Consider the following 17,649-nt stretch of genomic DNA (forward strand, 5'->3'; position numbering starts at 1 on the left):
GGGAGGGGCACGTTGATATGAATGCGATGTGGAAACAGCAGTTGTTTGGAGCACTTTGCCTGACTTTGGCAGCAGCCATTTGGGGCGGCGTCTATGTGGTAAGCAAGGTAGTGCTGGAAGAAATTCCGCCATTTACGCTCTTGATTATCCGTTTTGCCATTGCTTCCGTCGTGTTGGGGGTATTTGTAGTGGCACGGCGCGAGTTCATCGCCAAACAGGATTTTCCCATGATCATGGCGATCGCGTTTGTCGGAGTGACAATTTCGATCGGCGCGCAATTTTTGGGGACCAAGCTTTCGACGGCGCACATGGGAGCGCTGATTACCGCTGCTTCCCCGGCCTTCATCGCGCTGTTTGCCGTCTGGCTGCTAAAAGAGCGCATCCACAAGCTGCAGCTCGCGGGCATCCTGCTGGCTACGATCGGTGTCCTGATTGTGATCGGTTTTCCCGACGAGGCGGACGCCCAATCTTCCCTGCTCGGCAACCTCATTCTTCTGGTCGCCGCGGTGAGCTGGGGGCTGTATACGGTCATGAGCAAAAAGGCGACTTTGCGCTACTCCTCTTTGGCGGTAACGACGTATGTCGCTCTGTTTGGTCTCATCTTTACCAGTCCGGTCATGGTGTGGGAGCTGTCCGTCACAGCTGTATCCTGGGATTTCAGCTGGAAAATCTGGGCCGGTGTCCTGTATATCGGGATTATCTCTACGGCAGGCGCCTTTTACCTGTGGAATAAAGGCTTTGAACTGCTCCAGGCGGGTAGCGGAGCTGGATTTTTCTTCGTTCAGCCGATCGTCGGCGCTGCTCTGGGCTGGCTTCTGCTTGGAGAACATCTCGGCATTGGATTTTTCGCCGGCGCAGTCTTTATCTTTTTGGGCGTCGCGCTTTCCAATCTCCAACAATCTGCTGCCAAGCAAAAAGCAGGCACACCCGATTAGGGTGTGCCGTTTGTTTTTTCCTAGTAGATGGTTTTCTGTTTCGTACTTCCCTGGCGAAGGCTTCCCCAAAGGTAGCCAAGCATTCCTCCGACGAATGCTGGCAGAAGCCAACCGATCCCCTCCGCGTAAAGCGGCAGGTGTTTATACAGCGCAGTTATCGCGTCCATCGGAACGCCGAGCTGCTTCAGTCCATCCGTCAGGCTGACAGCTGCAGTAGTGACGATTGCCCCGATGTAAACCGAAGAATATCCTCTGAATACCCGGTGCAAAAAGGACAGCAGCATCAGCACGATTGCCAGCGGATAGATGGCAACAAGCACTGGTACGGACAAGGCAATAAGCTGGGTCAACCCTACATTGGCTACGGCTGTGCTGAACACGCACAAGACCGCGACCATCGTTTTGTAAGATACAACCGGAAAGCGATCCGAGAAAAATCGGCTGCAGGCAGTCACCAGACCGACCGATGTCGTGATGCAGGCGAGTGTAACAGCCAGGCCAAGCAGCAAAGATCCCATCGAGCCAAACAAGTATTGGACGACAGCAGTCAGGATTTGCCCTCCGTTGTCCGAGGCACCCAATGTCTTGCTGGTAGCGCCAAGGTAGCCGAGCGCCAGATAAACCAGGGCCAGGCCGGTTGCCGCAATAATGCCGGCTTTGATCGTAGACAGAGACAATTTCGCGCGGTCAGTGATGCCAAGTTCCTTGATCGCAGTCGTGACGACGATTCCGAAGACCATTGCAGCCAGCGCATCAAGGGTCAAATACCCTTCCAAAAAGCCTTTGAAAAACGGTGTCGATTGATATGCTTCGGCAGGTGCTCCCACATCGCCGATCGGATGTGTCACTCCCTGGAAAAACATGACCGCAATAATCAGCAGAAGCGCCGGTGTCAGAATTTTCCCGATGCGATCCACCAATTTCGACGGATGCAGGGAAAGCCAGTAGGTCAGGGCAAAGAAGACCACGGTGCAGATAAACAGCGGTACCCAACTGCCTTTCACCGACTCGGGCAAAAACGGCAATACCCCCATTTCAAACGTAACCGTCCCTGTGCGGGGAAGCGCCAGAAACGGGCCGATCGCCAAGTAGACGACAACCGTAAACAGTACGCCAAATACCGGATGAACGCGGCCAGCCAGTGCGGACAGACTCCCTCCGCCGAGGCTGACAGCCACCACGCCCATCAGCGGCAGCCCCACTCCGGTTATGATAAAACCGAGCATGGCAATCCAGACATTTGTCCCGGCGGATTGCCCCAATGCCGGTGGAAAAATCATATTCCCCGCTCCGAAGAACAAGGCAAATAGCATGAGTCCTATCGATATGGTTTCCTTTTTGGATAATTCTTTCATATTTTCCTCTCCAATTGCCTTTCTTGTTTTTAAATTTTGCGAAAGTTTTTTATAATGTAACTGAACACAGATTATAGTACGTATTAAGATCTTTTTCAAATATATTTTTTTCCAACACACGGACAAACGCTGTCATATCAACAAAAAAGCCTGCATCCGATCAAGCGGCTTGCAAGCTTTGCTTCACTGACCGATTTGGTGATTACCAGGCTTCTTTCCGCTTCAGAGCCCCGACTGTTTCCCATACGTACAAGGAGACATAGCTGCGCCAGGGTGCCCAGCTCTCCCCGATCCTTCTCATTTCAGCTTCATCCGGTCTTGCCTCCAACTGGTAAACAAGCTGCATCCCGTTTTTCAGTCCGATATCTGCTACAGGAAGCAGATCGGGCCGCCCCATGCCGAACATCATCATGCACTCGACAGTCCACTTGCCAATCCCCCTAAGCGGGGTAAGCGTGGCCATAATTTCCTGCTCGTCCATTTTCCACAGTCCCTCCAGGTCTACACGGCCATTCACGACCGCTCGTGCCAAATCGATGATGTATTCCGCTTTTCTCTGGCTAAACTGCAGGGGGCGCAGTGCCTCCGGCTCCATGACTGCAATCCGGTCAGCGGCGGGAAAGGCATAGTGGAGAGTGCCCTCTGCATCCTGGACGCTTTCACCCGCAAGCTCCAAGAGCCTCTCGGTCAATGTCGCTGCAAAAGCGAGGTTGATCTGCTGCCCGATAATCGTCTTGACCATCGATTGAAACAGGTCGTCATCCAGTACAAAACGCAGTCCGCGAAACCGTTCTGCGAGCGGAGCCAGTTTGGCATCTGCCTGCATAAGCGCGTAGAGTGGAGCCAGATCCACATCTGCACTGAACATATGCCGGATGTGTTTCTCCAGCCCCGCTGCCTCGGCGGCACTCAATGCCGCGCTTGTCTCCCAGGAAAGGCTCGGATGGTCCAGCTCGCCTGTGAAACGGATGCTGGCCAAAATGGGACGGTTGTTTACACGAAATACCCGCTGAAGCGATTTTTGCTCGAAGACTACCTTTATTTGCGGGTCGGGATGGGTCTCAAGCCGCCTTAAAAGCCGCTCAAACGAATAGGGGGCCTTTAGTTGAATGATTTGGCTGCTCACGGGTAGATTACACCTCTCTTTTCAATCCATTGGAAAAATGAAACAGGAGCAACTGGGCATACTATGACAGGCATTTGCCGGACTACTGCCAGAAGGAGAGATTTTGCATGCGCCTTGCCTCTCATGAAGCAGCCGAATTAAACGAACTGCTGATGAGCTGCACCAACTCGATCCAAAGCATGGCCTTGTTCATCAACCAGGCTCAGGACCCGGAGCTGCGCTCGATGATTCAGCGCCATTACTCGGTTCATGTACAAGACTACAACATGAAGGTAGAATTTGTCACACAGCAGATGGGCTCCCGCGATCAATTGAATGTCCCGGCGATTACAGGACAAGCCTTCACACCTGCTCCCGGCCATCAATATCAGCCGATACAGCCCCAAGTAAAGCTTGCTCAACTGGATGACCGCGCGATTGCCACCTCGTATCTGCTGACGTTGAAGCGGGCAGGACGGGAATACGCCTGGTCAGCCTTTGAGACGACGACTCCGCAGCTGCGCATTTTCCTCGAGGATGCATTCCGGATGTGTTCCCATCAATCGTTTGAAGTGTGGCAGTACATGGTCAAAAAAGGCTGGTACGCCGTCACGATGGCACCTCCGCAGGCTGTCTCGACACTCGGGCTGGTGTACCAGCAGGTTCCGTATCATCAGCCGATGGAAGCCTATCAGCAACAGCCATAAACGGCAAAAAACGCACCCTTTGTCCCCTTTTTTGGAGACGGGTGCGTTTTTGCAAAGCAACGATAGCTGTCCGATTACTTCGTGAACATCCCTTTCAAGACAAAAGCAACGTTAGCCGGGCGTTCTGCCAGACGGCGCATGAAATAGCCGTACCAGTCGCTGCCGTATGGCACGTATACACGCATCTTGTAGCCTTCGCGCGCCAGATCGATCTGCGATTGCACACGGATGCCGTACAGCATCTGGAATTCAAATTGCGTGCGCGGAATGTTGTATTCCTTTTCCAGCTTTTTCACGTAGTCGATGATCGCGTCATCGTGAGTGGCTACAGCAGCATAGCAGCCATTCAGCAGGTGCTGCTTGATGATTTTTTTGTAGTTCTCATCCACATCGGCTTTGTTCGGGAACGCCACCTCAGGCGATTCCTTGTACGCCCCTTTTACGAGACGCAGGTTGACCTTTTTCTCTTTTACACCCTCGATGTCAGCAGCGGAATCGTACAGGTACGCCTGAATGACAGTTCCGACGTTGTCGTAATCCTGCAAAAGCTCGTGCAGGATTTCCAGGGTAATATTTTTATGGGCATAGTCCTCCATATCGATCCGGACAAAAATATTTCCGTGGTTCTTGGCATAATCGAGAATGCGGCGCATGTTGGTCATGCACAGCTCGCGGCTGATATCCAGACCGAGACTCGTCATTTTCAGAGAAAGGTTGCAATCGACACCGGACTTGTGAATCGCTTCCAATGTTTTGATGCAGTAGTCAGCCGACTCATTTGCCTCTTCCGTGCTGAATACGAACTCGCCCAAATGGTCCAGCGTGCAGACAAGCCCTTTCTGATTCAATTCGCGGACCTTCTTGATCGCCTCGTCAATCGTTTCACCCGAAACAAAACGGTTGGCTCCGAACCGCAACCCCCATTTTTTCGCAGCAGCATTCAACGCTTTGTTCTTGGAAAGGAACAGGAAAAAGTCCTTCATAAGTTGTTCCATCGTAAATCTGTCTCCTCCTCAACAATACATCTGCGAGATTTTATTAGCATAAACCGTGCCAACACCACAAATTCGAAAAAAAAACAACAATTTCTTTCCTGGTTGTTCACCATTTTTACACATATGTACAGAATGTGTTTATTGTTGTACACTTTTGCTTAGACAAGATCCGACATAAGACGTACATGAAAAGATTGAAACCGTTTTCCTATCTCTTAGTGTGGATTGGAAGTGAGGATTTGAAACCGCTGTTTTCATTGGATGCCCGTATTTCCAGCCTGGCAAGGCCCATCGATCCTGCTCTGGTCAGTATACGCGAGGGAATCACGCCGGGTGTAGGTCTGCTGCGGATAAACGATCAGGAGTCACCCGTGCTCATCTTGCCGGAAGCGATGTCTATGGCTGATGCCGGAAAAAGACTGTTGGCTGAAGCCGACGACAGCGCCTTTGCGCCCGACATTGTCACCGTCAACAACGAGGGACATGTGAGCGGGTTTGTGGAAGCAAAGCGCTTGCTTGGAGCCTTCGTCTCCATCGCAGGCAATCAGGCTATCCTGCTCAAAACTTTGCTCGATACGATGAGTGAAGCGATCACGATTGTGGATACCGATAATGTCGTCCAGTATTGGAACCCCGCCGCCGAAAAAATTTATGAAATCGACCGGAGTCAGGTGGTCGGGACCCGTCTGGACGTGCATTTTGCCAGCGAATCGATCCGTCTGCTGGATGCCCTTAAGCAAGGGGAGACCGTCTACCGCCTCTACCACGTTCCGAGGCCAGACCGCCATGTGCTGATCAATGCCGCTCCCATCCGCCGGGAAAACGAAATCATCGGCGCCATTTCGATCGAGCAGGACATTACCGAATTGGTCCGCTTAAATGAGGAGCTTGCCCATACGACTGCCCACCTGCACAACCTGCAGCAGGAGATGAGCCGCTTTCATCCTGCCGACGATCCATTTTTTCCGATCAAAGGACACTCCGCCTCTATCCAGACTGCGATACAGGCTGCCCGCAAAGTGGCGCAGACGGATGCCACCGTCCTGATAAACGGCGAAAGCGGCGTAGGAAAAGAACTGTTCGCCCAGGCGATTCACCAGGCCAGCCGCAGAAGAGACAAACCGTTTATCGCGATCAACTGTGGCGCGATCCCCGCAGCGCTGTTCGAGAGCGAGCTGTTCGGCTATCAGGGCGGCGCTTTTACAGGTGCGGAAAAGAAGGGCAAGCCCGGGAAGCTGGAGCTGGCCCATGGAGGGACGCTGTTCCTCGACGAGATTGGCGAACTGCCGCTTGAGCTTCAGGTGAAGCTGCTGCGCGCCCTGCAAGAACGTCAATTTTATCGCGTCGGCGGTACGGAACCGATCACGGTCAATACCCGGATCGTCGCCGCTACCAACCGGCAGCTGGAAAAAATGGTCGCAGATGGGCTCTTCCGCGAAGACCTTTACTACCGGTTAAACGTCTTTACGCTGGAAATCCCTTCCTTGCGCGAGCGGCGCGAGGATATTCCCGAGCTGGTGCAGATCTTCCTGCATGAGTATGCAATCGCTCACGAACATCCGGTGCCACGGGTCTCCCCCGAGGTGATGCAAGCCTTGTACGACTACAGCTGGCCGGGAAATATCCGGCAGCTGCGCAACGTGATCGAGCGGCTGTCCATCCTGCAGGAAAACGGTTTGATCTTATACGATCAGCTCCCCTCCTCGATCAGGATGCAGCAGCTCGAACAGCCTGTTATTCCACAGCCGAGGTTCTCTTCAGCAGACACTCATCCCATCGCTTCTGCGTCATATGCCGCATCGCGCCCTGGCTTCGAGCCCGGCGGTAGTGAAAAGGAGCGGATTCTGGCTGCGTTGGAACGAACTTACGGGAACAAAAAAGCGGCCGCGGTTCTTTTGGGATTTTCCCGGGGAACGCTGTACAACAAAATGAAAAAATACGGAATTGATGAGGGATTCTGAAGTGGCGACGCTCCATTTTTACGATGACGCTTATGAGGTGTGCCTAAATAGCGAGAGAATAGCCCTTTTGCCAAGGGAATACGCGCTTCTGCGCTTTCTCTATACGAGGCGCAATCAGGTCTTCCGCCGCAGCGATCTGCTCGATCTGGTATGGGGACAAGACGAGATGCCGACGGACCGGACAGTGGATGATCACGTTTATCGTCTGCGCAAAAAACTGCATGGGTGGCGGCATCTGTTGACCATCGAGACGGTGCGGGGGATGGGCTACCGGCTCACCTGGAAAGAGCCGAAAGGGCAAAATCTGCTCGAGAACAATCGTGAATTCGCGGGACATGTCAGGCACATGCTGGAGATGTATCACGGTCTCGGGATGGGGGCTGCGATGCAAACGCTGTCGGCAAACAAGGACGTGCTCGGGTTTGAGCTGGACCCGTTCTACGCTGTTTATTTGCGTTTTGTCTCAGGGGATTTCCGGTGGTTTTTGACCACATCGGACCTCCCCTTCAACGAGAAGCTGTTCTATTTGGCCCATCTCTACTTCATTGCAGAGGAAGACTCCGCAAAAGTATTGGACCTCTACAAGCGGATCGTTGACGGCAAGCAGCAGTTGCCAGGCTTGTGGGAAGAAGAGCTTCAGATCAACATGATCTCGCTCCTCGTTGAGGCCAAGCAATGGCAGCAAGCTGCCGACCAGATTCAAAAGGTTGAGAAGATTGTCGCCAGAATTCAGTCGCCTAGCTATACGTTGACCTTTCTGTTTCAGCACATCTGCTATCTGCTGGATCGGCAGGATGTAGCCGGGGCAGAGGAAGCCTTTACGCAAGCAAACGCTTTGCTCGCTGCAAAACCGATGCAGCGCGAGCAGGGAATGCTGGTCATTTTAGAAGGCATGTGGCAATATCTGCAGGGTCTTCCTGAACAGGGGCGGCTGTCTTTGGATAAAGGCATCGAGATTTTGCAGCGGACCCGCTTTATTCCCCACTACCTTTTTGCTGTCCGCAAAATTGACCGCTTCTTTCAAGCCTTCCCAGTCGACAGCGTCTGGCAGCAGAAGTACAAAAAAGAGTGGGCCCGGGTAAGCGAAGAGTACCAATTTCCACTTCTGCGGCGTCAATTAGTCGATGTCTTTGCCCGCCATCTCTGATATTGCTCTGACAATTCCCCCTTATTCTAACGTCAAGGAAAAGGGGGAATTGTTCATGATGCTTTTGAAAAACCGCGTATTTGCCAAAATGTTTGCCGCTTACGGGCTTTCTACGCTGGGCGATTGGTTCGATTTCATCGCCCTGTCCATGCTGCTCGGCTACGTCTGGAAAGCCGAACCGATGACACTCGCCTTGCTGCCTCTGGCGTACGCGCTGCCCAGCGTTTTTTTGAGCCAGTTCGCCGGGATTGCCGCAGATCGTTTCGGCAAGCTGAAGGTGATGATCATCACGGACTTGATTCGATTTGGTTTGACTCTTCTGTTGATCCTCGCGCCCAACCCCTGGTGGCTGCTCGGCATCGTGCTGATCCGCTCGACGGCTGAAATCTTTTATGCTCCAGCCCATCAGGCGCTTACCCGTCATGTCGTTTCTGAAGACCAGCTGCTCCAGGCGGCTTCGCTGAACGGGAGCGTGTTTCAGTCGGGAAAGCTGATCGGTCCGCTTTTGGGCGGGATCGCTGCCGCCTTTGTCTCGCCTGCTGTCTGCCTTCTGATCAACGCGCTCAGCTTTTTGGGCTCTGCTGCCTGCTTGCTTGGGATCGGGAGCATACGCGAGTCTGCGCAGGGGGAAACCAACACCGCAGAGACCCCGGAACATACAAGCTGGATCGCGACCTGGCTGGAGGGCTGGCGCATTCTTTTGCACAACCGTACGCTATTTTTTAGTACGCTCTTTTTTCTCGTTTCGCTCACGGCCATCCAGCTCGTTGACGCGCAGTTTGTCGTCATCCTGCGTGAAAAGGCACCGGGTCAGCCCGAGCTTTTGGGCTATATGATCAGTGCGATTGGAGTAGGAGCTTTGTTTGCCGTGATGTGGCTTTCCCGCTTAAAAGAGATTGTTTCGTACGGCTGGGTCCTCGGCGGAGGCGTGCTTTTGATCGGCGTCATGGTAACGTGGGCCGGCTTGTACCAGCCGGGAAGCGGGGTCTCGTGGCTCTTGCTGGCGGCTTTCCTCGGAGGGATTGGAACAGGTCTTGCCTCCGTCGGCTCCAATTACCTTCGGCAGAAAGAGACGCCAAAGGAAACGATCGGCCGTGTCACCGGCATTCTCGACTCGCTCAGCAGCTCTATTTTTATCGTCGCGCCGCTGCTCGGCGGGGCCGTCATTCAAACATGGGGCGTAAGCCTGAGCTTTCAGTGGACGGGTATACTCATCGGAGGCATCGGCGCAGCTGGCATCCTCCTGCAGAAAGTCATTTGGAAAAGAAAATCGGTACAAAGCGAAAGCCTGCAAGGCTGGGGTTGAGAAAGAGTTACAATCAAAAAAATTGGTCCACCAGGAACCAATTCAGACGTCTGCTTATTTTATTCTGGAAAGAAATGGCGTCGCTCTTCCAGTTGTCTCTGCAGGATATACTTGCGCAGAGCATGGAAGTAACGCGCTTGAATACGGACGATTTTACAGCCGTAAAAGTAAAAGCCCCCTTCCATTCTCTCGTGTATCACCTGCAGCTCGGCCAGGACCACGCCGTCTTCCCGATGGCGGCCGTACAGTTCTGTGGAAAAGGTGATCGTTTGTTCGCGCGGGATTGGCCGGTCCACACGCAGGGCCAGTCCCCCCAGACTCAGGTTGATCAAGGCCACCCTCTGTGTATGGAGAGAAAATCTATGCTGTCCGGGGTCCGCTTTATACCTGATCCATCCACTCATATCGACGTCGAACCTGGGATACCGACGCCTTTGTTCGCGAAATTCGATCACAGTCGGGGAATGGAAAAGAAACAGGCGATTTTTCTCTTTCGCCACAACGACCGCCTCAAAATTACTGATTGTCTCGTAATTATCGGTCATTAAACATGGCAGCTGATCGCCCACCACTACCTCTGTAATCTCAGGGAAGACGGCTTCGATCAAATCACCTTCTTCATAGATGACACTGCCTTCGAACAATTGCTTTCCTTTTTTTATTTGTAAGAAGCTGTCCATCCGAGTCTCCACCACTTCACGTAAAGATTTGCTGCTTTCTTCCATGCTAACGGAATTCAATCATTTTCAAGGAAAATAAGGTATAATGGGAACATTGACAGATAGGAGGTTACGACCGATGAATCGATATCAATGGGTTACCTTAACGCTGGCTCTGGGCGTAGCAGCCTGCTTCATCGGGGTTGGTGTCGCTATCGGTGAACGCAGCCCGCTGGGTGTCATCGGAGGAATCCTCGGTGCCTGCGCCCTGATGGGGTATGGCTTTTCGTACAAGCGGAAGCACTTGCGTTAAAACCGAGACCCTACCGCCTGACGAGCAGACTATTCACGTAGAACAATACTGAAGGCAACCCCCTGGCCTGTTTCAACAGTTCTCTGGCAATGGTGTATATGCGCGGCTGGTTCCGGTTTACCTTGCGATCAACCAGGTAAAAGGCGACCAGTCCGTCTACGATCATACGGTGAAAATCCGGATTGGGCAAGCGGTCTACGCTTGCCTTTGCTTGCTTGATAAAATGCCGCAGCCGCTCGGTAGCTTCCCGCTCGGAAGTGTAGTAGCTGACAAAATTCAAATCTCCGCCGAGCCGATCCTCTTCCATATCAATCAAGTAATCAAGCAAAATATGTAAGCCGCTGATCCAGGGAAAGTACGCCCCGTTTATCGCAAGAATTTGCTCATCCGGGACATCCTCGTCCGTCGCCAAGCAGAACAGCGCAAAGATGTTGATCGTCGATCCCGTTACCGCAGCGAATTCCTGCCAGTACAGCTCGGAATTCTCTTCCTTGTGCTCATCCCACCAGGCGAGCAGCCGCGCTTCCCGCTGATCGTGAGCAATATGCTTGTACACTTGCAAATCGCTGTATAGACGAGACAATCTCAGAACATGCGGCTTGATTTTCTCATAGCCGGACAGTTGTGCCGTATACCGCTGACAAGCCAAAACCAGCTCCGCGAGAAAACCGCTATCGTCCTTTTCGTCCCGGTATCGATAATAGTCCTGCAGCGGCGCTCCCGGCGTCAGCGCATCCTGCATGGATACGTGAAGCTGCCGGAAGTCAACGGGATCCAGCGACGTACTCCGGTCGCACAGGTTGTCCAGATAGTCGCTGATCGTCTGGTAGGCCACGATTAGCGGTACAATCACTTCGATGTGAGGTACTACCTGTGCCGCGTAAACACATCCTCCCTGACAGTGAAACTTCTTGCTTTCCATGCTAGCCATCGCCTGTTTGCGCAATTCCGGGTCCTCAATTCTTTGGGCCCGTCCATACCAAGCGTCAAACTCCCGCTCCAAAACCGGCTGCACATGGCGATACATCCGATACAGCAATTGCCACGGATGTCGTAGCTCCCTCACGCAATTCCCTCCTAACCGACAGCGCGATTCCGCCGTGTCACATGCCTTTGCTGCCTGATCGGCATGCGCAGGCTCTCTTTCTATTAATAGTGCTATCTTACCATAAATACCGGCATGATCAAAAAGATTGGACGCTTACGCCGCCTCGTTCTTTATTGTTATCCCATCAAGCGCTTTGCTTCCAGATAAAGCACCAGCATAAACTTTTTTGTGTTGATTTTCGTCGACGACGGGCCGGGCTCGATCTGGTTTTCCAGCTCCCTCATCCGCTTGCGCACTTCGGTAAAATCAAAAAAAGTGGAGGCGTAGGTCTCGAATTTCGGATTCGCGTAGTCAGTCAGTCCAAGTGAGGCCAGATGGGAAAGCGCCTGGTAAATCGCCCGGCGTACCCGTTGCTCCGCCGCTTTTACTTCCTTTTGCAGTTCATAGCCGCTCGCCTGATCGCCCAGCTTTTTTTGCGCGACAGCCAAAAAGATTTCTTTTAATGCAGGGAATTTGTAAACGCCTGTTTGCATACCTTCTTGACGATGGAGATAATCGAGCATTTCCAGCAGGTCCTTGCTTCCGCTCTCTCCGATCATGCCCAGCTCGGTCAGCAAAAACTTGCCAGGTGTCTGGATTGTCTTCTCGGTAAACGGCTGTTCTCGCGGCTCTCTTGCCGCACCGCCCTGGAGCACGCTGAGCGAGCGTTGAATCCCTTCAATGGAACGCTGCAGCAAGATCCTCTCCTGCACTTTTTGCAAGACGCTCAAAACCTCCAGACGGTTGATCGGCTTTGTAATGTAGTATTCGATTCCAAGCGAATACGCCTCCGCGATCATTTCCTTCGACTCGATCTGGGAGATCATGACGATCCTCCCCTCGAAGCCGATCAACTGCCGGATCGTTTCAATCCCGTCGCGGTTCGGCATCAGAAGATCGATCAAGAGAATGTCGACCTGTTTCAATCGCAAAAAATCTCCGTCAATTTGCGAGCCGTCTTCTGCTTCTCCCGCTATTATTCCCAGATCGGCATCTTCGATAATGTGAGCGAGCATCGAACGCACCGCCTGATCGTCATCCGTGATGAAGTAACGCATGCTATCAACCTTTCTGGACCAGATTTGCAACCGGCAAACGGATCGTAAAAACCGTTGTGTACCCGTCCGTTCCTTCCAACAGCTCCACCTGTCCCCGCAAGTTATCCGCGACTTCCTTGACATAGCAAAGGCCGATTCCCGTAGAAGGATTTCCTGACACGTCGTATTTGGTCGTAAAACCGGGCACGAAGAGAAGCTCCCGATTCTTCGGAGTAATGCCGGGACCATCATCCTTTACTGTAAAAAGAAGAAACTGGCCTTCTTCCAGCGTCACAGTGATGGCGATCGCACCGCGCTCGCGGATCGCTTCCACTGCGTTTGCTGCCAGATTGTTTAAAAGGGACAATGTCGTAAATATATGGCAGGCGAGGAAAGGAACATCCACCCGATAGGTCAGCCTGATATCCTTTCCGAGCAGCCTGGCGTACTTTTCGTTTGCCCGCACAATCACTTTCAGCAGTTCGCCCAGAGGCATGTAATCCCGGTCGTTTTCGTCCGAGATGAGCTTGGAGAGGCCTGCATAGATCCGCTGGTTGTCCTTTTTCACTTCGTGCACCTGTCCGGCAATCCGGAGCGCCTGCTTGGCGTAGCCCTTTCCCTGTCCGTCCGTTTCCTTTAGTCCCCGATAGAGCTCATAGCAGTCTCTGGTGATCTCCTCCACATCCTGGAGCGTCTTTTTGAGATGAATGGACTCCTCGTACAGACTGGAAACGAGCATGAGCATGTGCTCATTTCGAGTGCGCTGCTGCTCCTCCATCCACTTGGCCTGCCGAAGCTGAATCATATTGAAGAAGCTCAGCACGAAAAAGCTGCGGATCAGAGCGATTACGGCGACAGAGCTGATCACTTCCCACTGAAAAACGGCATCCCACTGCGGAGAGCGGAAAGCCAGCTCGACCAAATTGGCGGCGATTTCGGCAACAGTAGCGAGCAAACCGACTGCTAACGGAACATGATGAAGCTGATTGACGCGAAACAGCGCAAAAATAACCGAAAAAGTGACGTAAAAGAAAAAAGCAGGAAGATGCATCTGGAACGATGCGAGCAAGTCAAAAGGCTCATCGGCGATCCAATCGAGTCCCAGCCGAAACAGGATGACCATGCATCCCGTAAGCGGCCCACTTATATAGGAAGGGATTTTCCTCAACCATAGCAAAAAAAAGAAAAAGGCCGTCGTTCCAAAGCTGATCCGAAAGTCATCCTGAAACGGGTGAAACTTCAGTTCTCCGGCAATAGGGACGGCTATCAGCATCAGCAGCAAAATGTATACGCTTTCTCTCATAATCGTTCGCTTTCTTTTGTCGAATGGTTTCGACATTTATTTTACTATATTTTCGTATAGTTTTTTGTAGTTTTTTATAGGTATGCGCTTACACTGCTTGATGGTAGTACCTTTGTCTTCGCATAAATATTGTATTCTTGCGAAAAAGAGGTACTATAGGAAATGAACAGATATTTTAAATAAGGGGGAATTTTCATGAAAAAACGCAGTCTCCTTCTTTCTCTGACACTGCTTCTGACCATGTCTTTGGTCACAGCCTGTGGCGGCGGTGGCGGAAACAGCGCCCAAGGCGGCAATGGTGGAAGCACCGGCGGAAGCGGTGGCGGAAGCAACGATCCTTCCCAGTTGATCATCGCAACCGGCGGAACCGGCGGAACTTACTATCCTCTGGGCGGCGGTATGGCTGACCTGATCGGCAAAAATGCCGGCGTAACCGCTACGGCGCAAGCAACTGGAGCTTCGGCTGAAAACATCCGCCTCATTCGCGACAAGAAAGCTGATATCGCTTTCACACAAAGTGACATCGCCGATTACGCCAGCAAAGGCGAAAATATGTTCCAGCAAGATGGCAAAATCGATGCATTCCAGGCGATGGGTGCTCTCTATAACGAGACGATCCAAATTGTTGTTTCCAGCGACAGCAACATCGCAAGTGTAGCTGACCTGAAAGGCAAACGCGTATCTGTAGGCGCACCTGGAAGCGGTACCGAGATGAACGCACAGCAAATTTTGGAAGCATATGACCTGAAGTTTGACGATCTGCAACTGCAGCGCCTCTCCTTCGCTGATTCTGCGAAAGCAATCCAGGACGGCAAACTGGATGCGGCATTCCAAACTGCTGGAACTCCAACCGCTGCGATTACCGAATTGGCTGCGACCAAGGGCGTAAAAATCATCCCGATTGACGCAGACAAGATCGATGCGTTGATCGCAAAATATCCGTTCTATGTAAAAACAACAATTCCGGCCAACACGTATCAAACGGTTCCGGAAGAGATCAACACTGTTTCTGTCAAAGCCATGCTCGTTATTCGCGCTGACCTGAGCGAAGATCTGGTGTACAAAGCGACCAAAGCGATCTTCGAAAACACTGACAAGCTCGGCCATGCCAAGGCAAAAGAAATCACCATTGAAGAAGGACTTGCCGGCGTGAGCTTGCCTGTACACCCTGGCGCGAAGAAGTTCTTTGAAGAAAAAGGCGTAAAGTAATTACCCTATGTTTCTGCAAACGCAAGTAGGAACCGGGAAAGGGCGGACGTCGTTCCGCCTTTTCTCCTTACTGTGTCTCATCGCTGTGCTTTCCCTGGTTGTCATCCCCTTCTTCCCGTCTCTGGTCATCCGCGACACGGAGACAAACCGGCCGATCTGGAGCGGCCGCATCGAAGAAAATGGCACATTTTCCATACGTTGGACTCATTCCATTCACCGCACGCCCGTGGTAGAGACCTACCTCATCCGAGACGGGCACATCCTTTTATCCGAAATGTCTTTTCAGGATTACGGCATTGGCATGGAAAGCGAACTTGCTCCCGGAGAAAAGCTGATCAGCCAAGACGGCCAGTTTCGCGTTGTCAATATGAATCGCGCCTTCCCTGCCTTGCACCTGTTCATCGGTCAGGTGAGGGCTAATCATACACTGCTTTTCGCTGGAAGGGAAATACCGCTCGCAAGCGTCGACAGGCCGGGAGCGGCCGTTACCATTCAGGTGGAGAAGCGTTCCATTTTGAATGAGATTGGAGGGTACTAGATTGAGCACACAAAATATGAGTCAGCAAGAGATGGACCAGCTAATTGCTCAGTACGACAAGGAATCGGCCGTACGGAATTACATCGGCCCGATGAAATGGATTACCTTTTGTCTGTTGGTTTTGTTTACGGTTTATCAGCTAGTCAGTACGATCTTTTATGCCCTGCCCCCGCAAATCCACCGTCCGATTCACTTGGCCTTCGGTCTGGGTTTGATCTTCTTGTTGTATCCGCTCAGCACGAAAAGAAATAACCATAAGATTGGCATTTTCGGAATACTGCTGGCAGTCATCGCCTTTGTCCTCCCTCTCTATTGGGTATACGATTACGAGGGACTGGTCGTACGTACGGGGAACTTTACCACGCTCGATCTGGTAATCGGCGGTATCGCCATCGTACTCGTACTGGAAGCTGCTCGCCGCGTTGTCGGACTTCCGATCGCCATCATCGCCTCTCTGTTTTTGCTGTACACATACTTCGGTCCGTATATGCCCGGTTTCCTTGAACACCGCGGAAACGATGTCGACCGGATCATCGGCCACTCGTTCTTTACGCTGGAAGGGATTCTGGGCACACCGCTTGGCGTATCATCTACGTTCATTTTTCTGTTCATCCTGTTTGGGGCTTTTCTTGAAAAGACTGGCGTAGGGCAATACTTCAACGATCTCGCCCTCGTCGTCGCTGGGCGCCGCATTGGCGGACCGGCAAAAGTGGCGGTCTTCTCCAGCGCTCTGCAAGGAACGATCAGCGGCAGCTCGGTCGCAAACGTAGTAACTTCGGGGTCCTTTACGATTCCCATGATGAAACGCCTCGGCTACCGCAGTGAATTCGCCGGTGCCGTCGAAGCCGCTTCATCTACTGGCGGACAGATCATGCCGCCAATCATGGGGGCGGCAGCCTTTCTGATGTCCGAGTTTTTGAACAAGCCTTACTTCGAAATTGCCAAAGCAGCTGCACTTCCAGCCATTCTCTACTTCACCGGAGTTTGGATCATGACCCACCTGGAAGCAAAACGCCTCGGCTTGCGCGGGCTGAAAAAAGAGGAATTGCCCGATAAAAAAGAAGTATTGAAACGGATTTACCTGCTTTTGCCGATTTTTGTGATCATCTTTACCTTGATGAGCGGTGTTTCACCTGAGATGTCCGCCATTATCGGGATTGCTTCTACGGTTGTCGTAGGCGCCTTCCGCAAAGAGACACGCATGTCTATTTCCGATATTCTGGAAGCCTTCGCTTCCGGCGCCCGGACGGCGTTGGGGGTAGTTGCCGCTACCGCTTGTGCGGGAATCATCGTAGGTACAGTCACCCTTACCGGTATCGGTCTCAAACTGGCAAACGGTCTGATTGATATGGCAGGCGGCATTCTCTTCCTGACCCTGTTCTTCACGATGATCGCTTCGCTGATTCTTGGTATGGGTACGCCAACGACAGCCAACTACATCATTACGTCGACGATCGCAGCACCTGCCTTGATCCAGATGGGTGTTCCCGATCTCGCCGCTCACATGTTTACGTTCTACTTCGGTATCGTTGCGGACATTACGCCGCCTGTCGCCTTAGCGGCCTTCGCCGCCGCCGGCTTAGCCAAATCAAAGCCGATGCAGACCGGGGTACAATCGACCAAGCTGGCGATCGCCGCCTTTATGGCTCCGTACATTTTCGTCGTCTCACCGCAATTGCTGTTGATTGATACCACCTTTATGGAATCGCTCTGGGTAATGATTACTTCTGTACTCGGCATGATTGGTGTCGGTGCCGGAATTATCGGTTTCTGGATGTCCAAATTGAATCCGTTGGAGCGCATCCTGGCAGCAGCCGGCGGCATTCTGGCTGTTATTCCTGGATTGACCACGGACATTGCCGGTCTCGCTCTTCTGGCAGCAGTCTTCGCTTATTCCATTTACAAAGGGCGTAAAGAAAAGCAGGTTACTGCATCTGCCTAAAAAGCGAATAAACCAACTGCATGTTTACGAAAAGCGGGCTCCTCTTTTAG

General features: G+C 52.3%; 16 protein-coding genes. 9 read left to right on the forward strand and 7 right to left on the reverse strand.

The features are described 5' to 3' along the window. The first annotated feature begins 17 nt into the window (after positions 1 to 17). The gene (locus V5G20_RS23055) at positions 18 to 935 is read left to right on the forward strand and encodes a DMT family transporter (protein ID WP_338462362.1); all 918 of its coding nucleotides are present in this window, start codon (positions 18 to 20) and stop codon (positions 933 to 935) included. Between the two features lie 20 nt (positions 936 to 955). On the opposite strand, the gene brnQ is transcribed toward V5G20_RS23055, so the two are convergent. Both brnQ and V5G20_RS23065 read right to left on the reverse strand, forming a co-directional pair. Next, positions 956 to 2,290: a branched-chain amino acid transport system II carrier protein gene (brnQ, locus tag V5G20_RS23060; protein WP_338462364.1), complete on the reverse strand. Its 1,335-nt coding sequence runs from the start codon at positions 2,288 to 2,290 to the stop codon at positions 956 to 958. Positions 2,291 to 2,492: 202 nt separating this feature from the next. Then, entirely contained in the window at positions 2,493 to 3,416 is a 924-nt protein-coding gene (locus V5G20_RS23065; RefSeq protein ID WP_031932130.1) for a DNA-3-methyladenine glycosylase 2, read from the reverse strand. Positions 3,417 to 3,523: 107 nt separating this feature from the next. On the opposite strand from V5G20_RS23065, the gene V5G20_RS23070 reads away from it, so the two are divergent. Beyond that, complete coding sequence (locus tag V5G20_RS23070; protein ID WP_024985414.1) at positions 3,524 to 4,102, forward strand: spore coat protein; 579 nt, start codon at positions 3,524 to 3,526, stop codon at positions 4,100 to 4,102. A gap of 74 nt (positions 4,103 to 4,176) precedes the next feature. On the opposite strand, the gene V5G20_RS23075 is transcribed toward V5G20_RS23070, so the two are convergent. Continuing rightward, the gene (locus V5G20_RS23075; protein ID WP_003391092.1) at positions 4,177 to 5,097 is read right to left on the reverse strand and encodes a proline dehydrogenase family protein; all 921 of its coding nucleotides are present in this window, start codon (positions 5,095 to 5,097) and stop codon (positions 4,177 to 4,179) included. Positions 5,098 to 5,282: 185 nt separating this feature from the next. Between V5G20_RS23075 and V5G20_RS23080 the strand changes: the two genes are divergently transcribed. Genes V5G20_RS23080 through V5G20_RS23090 form a run of 3 tightly spaced genes read left to right on the forward strand, consistent with a single transcriptional unit; the run spans position 5,283 to position 9,511 of the window. Then, entirely contained in the window at positions 5,283 to 7,058 is a 1,776-nt protein-coding gene (locus V5G20_RS23080) for a sigma-54 interaction domain-containing protein (RefSeq protein ID WP_422387985.1), read from the forward strand. A gap of 1 nt (position 7,059) precedes the next feature. Beyond that, entirely contained in the window at positions 7,060 to 8,205 is a 1,146-nt protein-coding gene (locus V5G20_RS23085; RefSeq protein WP_338462368.1) for a winged helix-turn-helix domain-containing protein, read from the forward strand. 55 nt (positions 8,206 to 8,260) lie between these two features. Next, complete coding sequence (locus V5G20_RS23090) at positions 8,261 to 9,511, forward strand: MFS transporter (protein WP_338462370.1); 1,251 nt, start codon at positions 8,261 to 8,263, stop codon at positions 9,509 to 9,511. Between the two features lie 59 nt (positions 9,512 to 9,570). On the opposite strand, the gene V5G20_RS23095 is transcribed toward V5G20_RS23090, so the two are convergent. Further along, positions 9,571 to 10,191 (reverse strand): PilZ domain-containing protein, encoded by a 621-nt coding sequence (locus V5G20_RS23095; protein WP_122958439.1) that lies wholly within the window; start codon positions 10,189 to 10,191, stop codon positions 9,571 to 9,573. A gap of 118 nt (positions 10,192 to 10,309) precedes the next feature. Between V5G20_RS23095 and V5G20_RS23100 the strand changes: the two genes are divergently transcribed. Next, on the forward strand, positions 10,310 to 10,483 hold the full coding sequence (locus V5G20_RS23100; protein ID WP_003391083.1) for a YlaF family protein: 174 nt from the start codon (positions 10,310 to 10,312) through the stop codon (positions 10,481 to 10,483). Positions 10,484 to 10,493: 10 nt separating this feature from the next. On the opposite strand, the gene V5G20_RS23105 is transcribed toward V5G20_RS23100, so the two are convergent. The 3 genes from V5G20_RS23105 to V5G20_RS23115 all read right to left on the reverse strand — a co-directional run bounded on the left by V5G20_RS23105 (position 10,494) and on the right by V5G20_RS23115 (position 13,910). Continuing rightward, positions 10,494 to 11,549 carry a tetraprenyl-beta-curcumene synthase family protein gene (locus V5G20_RS23105; RefSeq protein WP_003391081.1) on the reverse strand — a complete coding sequence of 352 codons (1,056 nt, stop codon included), beginning with the start codon at positions 11,547 to 11,549 and terminating at the stop codon, positions 10,494 to 10,496. A 158-nt stretch (positions 11,550 to 11,707) separates the two neighbouring features. Next, on the reverse strand, positions 11,708 to 12,628 hold the full coding sequence (locus V5G20_RS23110) for a response regulator (RefSeq protein ID WP_003391078.1): 921 nt from the start codon (positions 12,626 to 12,628) through the stop codon (positions 11,708 to 11,710). Between the two features lie 4 nt (positions 12,629 to 12,632). Then, a complete protein-coding gene (locus tag V5G20_RS23115; protein WP_003391076.1) occupies positions 12,633 to 13,910 on the reverse strand; it encodes a sensor histidine kinase in 1,278 nt (425 codons plus the stop codon). Between the two features lie 195 nt (positions 13,911 to 14,105). Between V5G20_RS23115 and V5G20_RS23120 the strand changes: the two genes are divergently transcribed. The 3 genes from V5G20_RS23120 to V5G20_RS23130 are packed head-to-tail and all read left to right on the forward strand — an operon-like array spanning position 14,106 to position 17,599. Next, positions 14,106 to 15,119 (forward strand): TAXI family TRAP transporter solute-binding subunit, encoded by a 1,014-nt coding sequence (locus V5G20_RS23120; RefSeq protein WP_003391074.1) that lies wholly within the window; start codon positions 14,106 to 14,108, stop codon positions 15,117 to 15,119. Positions 15,120 to 15,126: 7 nt separating this feature from the next. Beyond that, entirely contained in the window at positions 15,127 to 15,657 is a 531-nt protein-coding gene (locus tag V5G20_RS23125) for a DUF1850 domain-containing protein (RefSeq protein WP_039069989.1), read from the forward strand. Then, complete coding sequence (locus V5G20_RS23130) at positions 15,638 to 17,599, forward strand: TRAP transporter permease (RefSeq protein WP_031932127.1); 1,962 nt, start codon at positions 15,638 to 15,640, stop codon at positions 17,597 to 17,599. The genes V5G20_RS23125 and V5G20_RS23130 overlap by 20 nt, the downstream gene beginning before the upstream one ends. Positions 17,600 to 17,649: the final 50 nt, after the last annotated feature.

The organism is Brevibacillus borstelensis (genome assembly GCF_036700025.1).
Taxonomy (GTDB): Bacteria; Bacillota; Bacilli; order Brevibacillales; family Brevibacillaceae; genus Brevibacillus; species Brevibacillus borstelensis.

Coding starts and splice junctions, on each gene's coding strand:
- V5G20_RS23110 (WP_003391078.1), bottom strand. CDS start 12,628: ATGCGTTACTTCATCACGGATGACGATCAGGCGGTGCGTTCGATGCTC.
- brnQ (WP_338462364.1), bottom strand. CDS start 2,290: ATGAAAGAATTATCCAAAAAGGAAACCATATCGATAGGACTCATGCTA.
- V5G20_RS23130 (WP_031932127.1), top strand. CDS start 15,638: ATGAGATTGGAGGGTACTAGATTGAGCACACAAAATATGAGTCAGCAA.
- V5G20_RS23120 (WP_003391074.1), top strand. CDS start 14,106: ATGAAAAAACGCAGTCTCCTTCTTTCTCTGACACTGCTTCTGACCATG.
- V5G20_RS23055 (WP_338462362.1), top strand. CDS start 18: ATGAATGCGATGTGGAAACAGCAGTTGTTTGGAGCACTTTGCCTGACT.
- V5G20_RS23070 (WP_024985414.1), top strand. CDS start 3,524: ATGCGCCTTGCCTCTCATGAAGCAGCCGAATTAAACGAACTGCTGATG.
- V5G20_RS23125 (WP_039069989.1), top strand. CDS start 15,127: ATGTTTCTGCAAACGCAAGTAGGAACCGGGAAAGGGCGGACGTCGTTC.
- V5G20_RS23090 (WP_338462370.1), top strand. CDS start 8,261: ATGATGCTTTTGAAAAACCGCGTATTTGCCAAAATGTTTGCCGCTTAC.
- V5G20_RS23075 (WP_003391092.1), bottom strand. CDS start 5,097: ATGGAACAACTTATGAAGGACTTTTTCCTGTTCCTTTCCAAGAACAAA.
- V5G20_RS23080 (WP_422387985.1), top strand. CDS start 5,283: ATGAAAAGATTGAAACCGTTTTCCTATCTCTTAGTGTGGATTGGAAGT.
- V5G20_RS23095 (WP_122958439.1), bottom strand. CDS start 10,191: ATGGACAGCTTCTTACAAATAAAAAAAGGAAAGCAATTGTTCGAAGGC.
- V5G20_RS23115 (WP_003391076.1), bottom strand. CDS start 13,910: ATGAGAGAAAGCGTATACATTTTGCTGCTGATGCTGATAGCCGTCCCT.
- V5G20_RS23100 (WP_003391083.1), top strand. CDS start 10,310: ATGAATCGATATCAATGGGTTACCTTAACGCTGGCTCTGGGCGTAGCA.